The sequence below is a fragment of the Photorhabdus sp. RM323S genome, assembly GCF_042879375.1.
Classification (GTDB): domain Bacteria; phylum Pseudomonadota; class Gammaproteobacteria; order Enterobacterales; family Enterobacteriaceae; genus Photorhabdus; species Photorhabdus tasmaniensis.
In genome coordinates, this window is sequence record NZ_JBHFKZ010000085.1 from 1 (window position 1) to 9,123 (window position 9,123).

The 9,123-nt window shown below is 55.1% G+C and carries 1 protein-coding gene; it reads right to left on the reverse strand.

All coding sequences use genetic code 11. The features are described 5' to 3' along the window. Positions 1–9,123, reverse strand: a 9,123-nt coding sequence (locus ACGF7G_RS21110; RefSeq protein WP_387468161.1) for an amino acid adenylation domain-containing protein, incomplete at both ends; no start/stop codon positions are given.

A 9,123-nucleotide genomic window follows, 5' to 3' on the forward strand; every position in this document is an offset into this window, starting at 1 on the left:
TGCTCAATCATCACCCCTTTTGGCACCCCCGTGGAGCCGGAGGTGTAAATCACATACGCCAGGTGCCGGGCAGTCAGCGCAGGGACCTGTGGATTACTATCTGGTTGATCAAGCAAGGTATTCGGGTCGAGCACGGTCAGCGTAGCCAGTGTTTCCTCACCCAATCCGGCACGACCGGTTTCATCCGCTAACACCATAACCGGGGCCGCATCGGTCAAAATATGTGCCAGACGCTCGCCCGGATAAGCCGGATCCAGTGGCACATACGCGCTGCCGGCTTTCAATACTGCCAGTAATCCCACCACCATTGCCGGTGAACGTGATACGCAAATCGCCACCCGCTGGTCCGGTTCTACCCCCAGCGCAATCAGCTGATGGGCCAGCCGGTTGGCACGGGCATTTAATTCGGCATAACGGAGGGTTTGCTCTTCATGCACTAACGCGGGCGCATCCGGGGTTTTCTCCACCTGTTGTTCAAACAACTGATGAATGCATAACTGATCAGGGTAAGCTGTTTTTGTGGCGTTCCAAGTTTTTAACAACAACCTACGCTCTGCTTCTGGCAGAATTTCCAACTGCCGTACCGGCGTTTCCGGAGCCTGTTCCAGTACCGCCACCAGGCTCTCCAGTGACTGTTGCATATAGCCGCCTATCCTTGCCGGATCAAACGGCTGCACGACCTGAACCGTCAGTCCCAAGGCTTCACCAAAATCTTCCACTGACAGCATTAACGGATAGTTGGTCCGCTCTTGTGCGCCCAGAAATTCAATACCGTTTATGATGTCATCCGATGTTGCCGGCAAGGTATTGTGCCGATAATTCAACAGGCTATTAAAGAGTGGCAGCTCACCCTGCACCCCGCTGCAACGCTGGGCCAGCGCCAGTGACGCGTGTTCATGTTCCAATAGTCCGGCCAGTCGGGTATGAGCAGCCTGCACACTGTCCTGTACCGGGGTATCATCGATATCCAGCCGCAGCGGCAAGGTATTGATAAACAGCCCCATGCCACTGTCAGCGCCTTCTCCCGCCGCCATACGCCCAAACAGCACGGTGCCAAACACCACTTTCTCCTGATCGCTGGTGCGCGACAATACCTGGGCCCAAGCCAGATGACACAACGCCGCCAAACTGACCCCCAAACGCCGGGCCTGACTGCGCAGACGGCCATTCAGCTCAGGTGCCAACATCCGGTGAGACTCCGTCATTTGAGATCCGTCACGATGCACTTCCGTCAAACCAAACGGCAGGGTGGGTTCATCTACCGCCGCTAACATGTCGGTAAAGAAACGGGTATGCGCTTCCTGATTTCCCCCCAACCGGACTTGCGCTACCAAATTGCGGAACGGTGTCGGCGCAGGCAGGCTCTCCTCCTGCCCCGTCAGATACACCTGTACTTCACGGTGCATCACTTCCAGCGTTTCATGGTCACCAATCAGATGATGCAGCAATTGCAGCACAATCCAACGGCCATCGGTCTCCTGCGCCACCACAAAGCGCAATAGCGGTGCTTCCCCCAAATCAAGACGATGATGACGCGGGTCAAAACGCCGGGTTAACTGGTCACTGACCGGGCCGTCGGCCGGGTTCAGTGTCAGTTCCGTTACCGACAATTGGGCCTGACGCCAGACCACCTGTGCTGGCACTGACAATTCTTGCCAGATAAAGGCCGTACGTAGAATATCGTGCCGATCAACTACCCGCTGAACCGCCGTCAGATAACGATCCAACAGAGCCCGGTCAGCAAAGGCCATCTGCCCCATCAACAGATACGGATCCCCTTCGTTTGCCAGTAAGTGGTGGAACAAAATACCATCCTGCAACGGTGACAGTGCATAGATATCCTGGATATTACCCATCCCGTCCGGCACCTGCCTAACGATACGGTCAATGTCAGATTGAGTCAGATCGATTAGCGGCAACATCTCCGGCGTCAGCGCTGTAGTTGCCGGGGTGATGACGTTAGGTGGCACTCTTACCGCCTGATGCTGTCCCAATGACCGCGCCAGTTCAAACAGCACCGGAAACTGGAACAGATTCCGCGCCGTCAAGGTCAATCCCAGGTGACGCAGGCGTTCAATCATACGTATAGCAAGCAATGAATGACCACCCAGGGCAAAAAAGCTGTCATACCGGCTTATCTGCGCAATCCCCAGTAATTCACGCCAAATCGTCGCCAGAGCCATTTCCGTATCGCCCTGCGGTTCGGCGTAAATCTGACGGGAAACGACTTCATTGTCCGGTGCCGGTAGCGCACGGCGATCCAGCTTACCGTTCGGGGTCAATGGAAACGCATCCAACCGCACAAAGTCTGACGGCACCATATAGTCAGGCAAAACTGCACTCAGGTGAGCACGCAGGCTGTTCATCAGCCCCTCATCCGTGGGTTCCACCACATAGGCTACCAGCCGTTTATCCTCCCCTTCCCCCCGTACCAACACCGCAACCTCACGCACCGCTGGATGCTCTGCCAACCGGGCTTCAATTTCCCCCGGTTCAATGCGGAAGCCGCGAATTTTCACCTGCTGATCGTTGCGGCCCAGGAACTCCAGATTGCCATCCGGCAGATAACGCGCCAAATCCCCGGTGCGGTACATGCGGGCATCCGGGTTATCACCAAACGGATCGACAAGAAAATGTTCGGCGGTCAATTCAGGACGATTAAGATAACCATAGGCAACCCCATCTCCACCGACATAAATCTCTCCAACCACCCCCAACGGTACCGGTTGACCATTTGCATCCAACAGATAAACCCGCGTGTTGGCTACCGGTCGGCCAATAGGGACTCGGGTCGCTCCTTGCGCTAATGCATCAATACGGTATGTCGTCGTAAAGGTGGTGCCTTCACTCGGCCCATAGCCATTTAATAACTGTTGTGGCGGACTCGTGCTCAGTACCTGTCTGATAACCTGGGGATCAAGGGCATCTCCCCCGACAATCAGGAACTTTATCTGCGGAAAAACTGGAGACAGCTCCGCCGCCAGTTGGTTAAACAATCCGACACTCAGCCACAGAACATTAATTCGCTGAACCTGTAGAACGTGTACAAACTCTAGTGGCGTCAGCAAAGTGACATGATCGACAACCACTAATGTTCCACCATTAAGCAACGGTGCCCAAACTTCGAAAGTACTGGCATCAAAAGCCGGGTTAGCAGCGAAGGCAACCCGGTCATCCGGCCCGATTTCAGCATATCCGTTGTTGATAACCAGCCGGACCACCGCACGATGTGGTACCAGAACCCCTTTGGATGCACCAGTCGAACCGGAGGTATACATGATATAGGCCAATCCGGCACTGGAACACGGCAAGTCAGGGTTAAAACAATCTTCCTCTCTACTCGTGTCTGTCTCATCAGAGAGACAAAGCAGCGGCACAGCCAGATTAGCCGGAATATCCACCCGTGTATCGGTGAGCAGTAACCTGGCAGAACAATCACTGATCAGCCAGTTTTTCCGTTCATCCGGCACACTGGGATCAATCGGTACGTAAACGGCACCAGCTTTAAGAATAGCTAATATAGCCACCACCAGTTCCATCGATCGTTCTAACAAGATCGCCACATGATCACCGGGACCAACCCCTTGTTCGATCAGCTGACGAGCCAATCGGTTAGCATACGCATTCAGTTGCATATAGCTCAGGCTCTTCTCTCCCGCGATCAGTGCCGTTGCTTCTGGAGTTTTCTTCACCTGCTGTTCAAATAACTGATGAATACACAACGCATCAGGATACACGGTTTCCGTGGCGTTCCAGGTTCTTAATAACAAGGTACGTTCCGCTTCCGGCAGGATTTCCAATGCCCGAATGGGCATTTCCGGGGCTTGCTCAAGCGCCGCCGCCAGACTTTCCAGTGCTTGCTGCATATAACCGCACAGGCTTTTCGAATCAAACGGCTGCACGACCTGCGCTGTCAGCCCCATGGATCCGCCAAAATCTTCCACCGACAGCACAAACGGGTAGTTGGTCCGCTCTTGTGTACCAAGAAATTCAATTCCATTGATAAGTTCAGCTGACGTTGCCGACAAAGTATTATGCCGATAGTTCAACAGGCTACTAAAGAGTGGCAACTCACCCGGCACCCCACTGCAACGCTGGGCCAGCGCCAGTGACGCGTGCTCATGGGCTAATAATCCGGCCAGTCGGGTATGGGCGGCCTGAACGCTGTCCCATACCGAGGTCTCATCGATATCCAGTTGCAACGGCAAGGTATTAATAAACAGCCCCATACCGTTGTCGGTGCTGTCCCCTGCCTGCATCCGCCCAAACAACACCGTGCCGAACACCACTTTCTCCTGCCCACTGGTACGCGATAACACCTGCGCCCAAGCCAGATGACACAATGCCGCCAGACTGACCCCCAAGCGCCGAGCCTGACTACGCAGACGGTCATTCAGCTCAGGTGCCAACATCCGGTGTGATTCCGTCACTTGTGAACCGTCACGGTGCACCTCTGTCAGCCCGAATGGTAGCGTCGGTTCATCCACCGCCGCCAGCATCTCAGTAAAGAAACGGGTATGCGCTTCCTGACTCACCCCCAGCCGAGCCTGTGCCACCAAATTACGGAAAGGAACTGGATCAGGCAGGCTATCCTCCTGACCGATAAGATACGCTTGAACTTCACTGTGCATCACTTCCAGCGTTTCATGGTCACCAATCAGATGATGCAGCAATTGCAGCACCATCCAACGGCCATCAGTCTCCTGCGCTACTACAAAGCGCAATAACGGAGCCTCCCCCAGGTCAAGACGATGATGATGCGGATCAAAGCACCGGGTTAACTGGTCACTGATCGGGCCATCGGCTGGATTCAAGGTCAGTTCCGTCACCGACAATTGGGCTTGACGCCAGACCACCTGCACCGGCACAGACAATTCTTGCCAGATAAAGGCGGTACGTAAGATATCGTGCCGATCAACTGTTCGTTGAACCGCTGCCAGATAACGATCTAATAGAGACCGGTCAGCAAAAACCATCTGACCTGTCAACAGATACGGATCACCTTCGTTTTCCAGTAAGTGATGGAACAAAATACCGTCCTGCAACGGCGACAAGGCATAGATATCCTGAATATTGGTCACCCCGCCCGGCACCCGCCCGATGATGCGGTCAATGTCAATCTGAGTCAGATCGATCAGTGGCAACATCTCCGGCGTCAGTGCCGTGGTTGCCGGTGTTATGACGTTAGGCGGCACTATCACCGCCTGGTGCTGTCCCAGTGACTGAGCCAGTTCAAACAGCACCGGGAACTGAAACAGATCACGCGCCGTCAGGGTCAATCCCAGGTGACGCAAACGTTCAATCACCCGTATCGCGAGCAACGAATGACCACCCAGAGCAAAAAAGCTGTCATACCGGCTGACCTGTTCAATCCCCAGTAATTCACACCAAATCGCCGCCAATGCGATTTCCGTTTCCCCTTGTGGTGCTTCATAAACCTGACGGGCAACCGCTTCATTGCCCGCTGCCGGCAATGCTCGACGATCCAATTTACCGTTAGGCGTTAAGGGAAATGCATCCAGCCGCACAAAGGCCGACGGCACCATATAATCCGGTAAAATGGCACTCAGATAAGTATGCAGGCTATTGACCAGCCCCTCATCTGCGGGTGCCACCACATAAGCCACCAGCCGTTTCTCCTGCCCTTCCCCCTGCGCCAATACCACCGATTCACTTACTGCCGGGTGTTCCACCAGCCGGGCCTCAATTTCCCCCGGTTCAATGCGGAAACCCCGGATCTTAACCTGCTGGTCATTACGGCCCAGAAACGCCAGGTTGCCGTCCGGCAGATAACGCGCCAAATCCCCGGTCCGGTACATGCAGGCACCCGGTTTATCACTGAACGGATCGATAAGGAAACGTTCAGCTGTCAAGTCAGGGCGATTGAAGTAACCCCGCGCCACTCCCGCGCCTCCAATATAAATTTCCCCCACCACACCCTGTGGCACCGGCTGACCATACTCGTCCAATAAGTAAAGGCCGGTGTTGGCTATCGGACGCCCGATACTTTCAATAACCCGGTCACCCCGCTGCATCGATATCCAGGCAGAATAGGTTGTCGTTTCGGAAGGTCCATAGAGATTACATAGCCGTTGTACCGGCGTTTCTGCGAAAATTTGTTCAATTAGGGCACTTTTAAGCGGCTCACCCGCCAGATTGACGGTATGGACCGGAGCCATCAGCGCCTGAGCCTGCAATAGCGGTTTCATGGCCGACGGGACGGAGTTAATCAGACTCACTGGTCGGGTATGCCGCATCAATGACAGAACATCATCGACCAGATGAACCGCCGCACCACAGGATAACGGCATAAAACATTCGAAAATGGACAGGTCGAAATTCATCGACGTCGAGAACAGTGTCTCGCAGATCTCTTCCGCGCCAAAAGCCTGCTGGGCCCAGTTCAGGAAGTTCACCGTATTCCGGTGCTCAATCATCACCCCTTTTGGCACCCCCGTGGAGCCGGAAGTGTAAATCACATACGCCAGATGTCGGGCAGTCAGCGCCGGGACCTGTGGATTACTGTCCGGTTGATCAAGCAAGGTATTCGGATCAAGCACGGTCAGCGCAGCCAACGTTTTCTCGTCCAGCGCATCACGTCCGGTATTATCCGCCAGCAAAATAGCCGGGGCCGCATCGGTCAAAATATGTGCCAGACGCTCGCCCGGATAAGCCGGATCCAGCGGCACATACGCGCTGCCGGCTTTCAATACTGCCAGTAATCCCACCACCATTGCCGGTGAACGTGATACGCAAATCGCCACCCGCTGGTCCGGCTCTACCCCCAGCGCAATTAGCTGATGGGCCAGCCGGTTAGCCCGGGCATTTAATTCGGCATAATTGAGCGTTTGCTCTTCATACACTAACGCTATCGCGTCAGGGGTTTTCTCTACCTGTTGCTCAAACAACTGATGGATACATAACGCGTCAGGATAAGGGGTTTCCGTCGCGTTCCAGGTTTCCAGCAACAATCTGCGCTCCGACGGTGCCAGAATATCAATTTCCCCGATCCGCTGTTGAGCGTGAGCGACCATCTCTTGCAACACCGCGTGCAGATATCCCACCTGCCGCTCTATTGTCGATTGATCAAACAGGGCGGTGGCATAACTCAACGCACCGACAATCCGTCCCTCTTGTTCTGACAGATTCAGTTCAAGATCAAATTTGACAATCTCAGAGACCTGCTCGACCGGTGACACGGCCAGCCCCGGTAATTGCCAGGCCGTGTTCTCATTGTTTTGCCAGGCAAACATTACCTGGAACAACGGCGTATGCGCCAGTTGGCGCGGCGGCTGCACGATTTCCACCACCTGCTCAAACGGTAAATCCTGGTGCTCCTGGGCCGCTAAAGCGGTCTGTCGCACCCGCTCCAGCAACTCCGTCACCGTCAGCTCACCCGATAAATCAACACGCAACGCCAGCGTATTGACAAAAAATCCGATCAGTGACTCCACTTCCTGACGACTGCGGCCTGCACTCGGTGTGCCAATCACCACATCGTCCTGACCTGACAACCGCGACAGGACCACCGCCCAGGCGGACAACAGTGTCATAAATAACGTGACACCGTGCTGCTCACTCAGGCGTTTAAGCGCGGTGGTCAATGCCGTATCCAGATTAACCGGCACGGTATGGCCGGTAAACGACTGCTCAAACGGACGGGGCCGGTCAGTAGGCAAATCCAGCAGAACCGGTGCATCAGCCAGCAGAGTACGCCAATAGTCAGATTGAACCTGAACACGTTCCGCTGACAACCACTGACGCTGCCAGGCGGCGTAATCCGGGTATTGAATCGCCAAAGGAGGCAGCGGATCCGGTTGCCCAGCCAAAAACGCCGTATAGAGTGCGCTCAGTTCACGTATCAATACATCGACAGACCAGCCATCGGAAACAATATGATGCTGAATGAGCAGGAACCGGTATTCGTCATCGGTGAGCCGGATCAAACTGGCGCGGATCAGCGGGCCACGGTCAAGGTTAAATGATATGCGCACTTCCTCGGCACACAGACGTTCAAGAACCCCTTCCGCATCCGGGAGCCCACGCAGGTCATGTTGAGACAGCAGCAAGCCGCTATCCGGTGCCAACAGCTGCACTTGTGGCTGCCCCTCAATAGAGACAAAGACAGAGCGTAGCGCTTCATGACGGGCAAACAAGGTATCCAGCGCCTTTTGCCAGGCCATGATATCCAGTTGACCACGTAAATGCAGGACCATCGGGATATGATAAGTCTCGCTGACGCCCTCAAGCTGTGCCAGAAACCACAGGCGCTGTTGAGCAAATGACAGCGGCAGCTCACCCTCACGGGATATCGGCACGATGGCCGGTAGAATAGGATCCGGTTGGCCAGACCGAGCCTGCATGACCTCGGCAAAAGCCATTAAAGTAGGGGATTCAAACAAGGTCGCCAGCGACAGTTCGACACCGAACGCCGCGACACGGTTCATCACCCGTACCGCCAGCAACGAATGGCCGCCCAGGGCAAAGAAATTGTCATGCCGGCTGATTTGTTCAACCCCCAGGATTTCACACCAAATCGCGGCCAAGGCGATTTCTGTTTCCCCTTGTGGTGCTTCATAAACCTGACGGGCAACCGCTTCCATGTCCGCTGCCGGCAACGCTTGACGATCCAGCTTGCCGTTCGGGGTTAACGGGAAGGCATCCAGCCGCACAAAGGCCGACGGCACCATGTAGTCAGGCAACTGAACGCTCAGATGTTCACGCAGGCTATTAACCAATCCCTCATCCGCAGGTGCCACCACATAAGCCACCAGTCGTTTCTCCTGCCCTTCCCCCTGCGCCAATACTACCGATTCACTTACTGCCGGGTGTTCCACCAGCCGGGCCTCGATTTCCCCCGGTTCAATGCGGAAACCCCGGATCTTAACCTGCTGGTCATTACGGCCCAGAAACGCCAGGTTGCCGTCCGGCAGATAACGCGCCAAATCCCCGGTGCGGTACATGCGCGCACCCGGCTTATCACTGAACGGATCGATAAGGAAACGGTCCGCCGTCAATTCAGGGCGATTGAAGTAGCCCCGCGCTACGCCTGCCCCCCCGATATAAATCTCCCCCACCATACCCAGCGGCACTGGCTGACTATACTCGTCCAGCAAGTAAAGG